This window comes from Psychrobacillus sp., from assembly GCF_056205495.1.
In genome coordinates this window covers 1-1647 of record NZ_JBAEAP010000490.1, presented here as the reverse complement: position 1 = coordinate 1647, position 1647 = coordinate 1, and the positions used below count along the sequence as shown (strand labels likewise).

Below are 1647 nucleotides of genomic sequence, written 5' to 3'. Positions count from 1 at the left end.
AAGGAGAAGGAAGACGCCTCAAAGCTGTGGATATTGCTTATCGTACGTCTTGAAGCCAATAAAGCATCTTATTAAAGCTAGAAATATTCTTAGTCTATTTTTAAAATAGTATATTAGTATATTGAATATTATCAAAATTCGTATTAGTCAAATTTTTATAGACTGAATCATTTCTTTGTTTTACAATGTAATTGTATTACGTAATGTAAATTTTGGAATAAGTTTACTTTGAGAAAGAGATTAGTATGCTTTTAGATTTCAAAATTTTCAAACAAACAGGGGGTACATTATATGAAAAAATCAAAGTTTGCTTCATTATTTCTTGCTTCGACTCTTTTAGTAGGGGTATTGTCAGGATGCAATAGTGAAGGCGGTTCAGGGGATGGCGGAGATACGATTAAAATTGGTATTAATCTTGAGCTATCTGGTGGTACTGCATCTTATGGTCAATCAGAAGACAAAGCAATTGATCTCGCTGTAGAAGAAATAAATGAAGATGGTGGTATTGATGGAAAGAAAATCGAACTTGTTAAAGTCGATAATAAATCGGATGCTGGTGAAGCAACGAGCGGAGCAATCAAGCTTATTACAAAAGATAAAGTTGTCGCGATAATTGGAGCAGCAACTAGTGGTAACACTGTAGCGCAAGTAGAGGTTGCTGGAAAAAACGAAGTTCCACTTATTTCTCCATCAGGAACAAGTACCACTGTAACAGTTAATGAGAAGGGTAAAGTGAATGAGTATGCTTTCCGCACAGCGTTTATTGATCCTTTCCAAGGAACAGTAGCAGCTAATTTTGCTGCTAATGAATTAAAGGTTAAAAACGTAGCGATTTACGCAGATAATAGTAGTGATTATGCGAAAGGCTTAGCAGCTTCCTTTAAGAAGGATTTTGAAGCTGCAGGCGGAAAAATTGTTGCAGAGGAATCTTATGTTGCTAAAGATACAGATTTCCGTTCTACATTAACAAGTCTTAAATCTAAAAATCCAGATTTCATCTTTATCCCAGGTTATTACGAGGAAGTCGGTCTCATCGTCAAGCAAGCTCGTGAAATGGGGATCACTGTACCATTGATGGGAGCAGACGGATGGGATTCACCGACTATTGTTGATTTAGCAGGTGCTGACGCATTAAATAACACATATATTATCACTGCTTATTCTTCAGAGGATCCAGATGGTAAAGCAAAAGCATTCTCAGATAAGTTCAATGAAAAATATGGGGAAGCTCCTAACTCCTTCCACGCATTAGGCTATGACACTGTTTACCTTTTAAAGGATGCAATTGAGAGAGCAGATTCAACAGACGGAGCAAAAATTAAAGAGGCATTAGAAGCAACAGACAATCTAGATCTTGTAACAGGACTGTATTCAATGGATGAGAATCACCACCCAGTGAAATCAGCAACCATTATTGAGTTCGTAGATGGAGAGCAAGTGTTTAATACAAAGGTTAATCCATAAATATTGTTACTAATAACGGAGGGATTCATTCCCTCCTTTTCTGTGACTCTATGAGAAATGGGGTTAGACTTGTGCTGACTCTAAAGATAAGGAGTGTAACTACATGGAATGGGTTCAACAGTTGATTAATGGTATTTCACTAGGAAGTATATATGCCTTAATCGCCCTTGGATATACGATGGT

General features: G+C 36.7%; 1 protein-coding gene. It reads left to right on the top strand.

Annotation, left to right across the window (positions count from 1 at the left end; genetic code table 11):
- Positions 1-291 precede the first annotated feature (291 nt).
- On the top strand, positions 292-1464 hold the full coding sequence (locus AC06OU_RS14055) for an ABC transporter substrate-binding protein (protein ID WP_475856607.1): 1173 nt from the start codon (positions 292-294) through the stop codon (positions 1462-1464).
- Positions 1465-1647 lie beyond the last annotated feature (183 nt).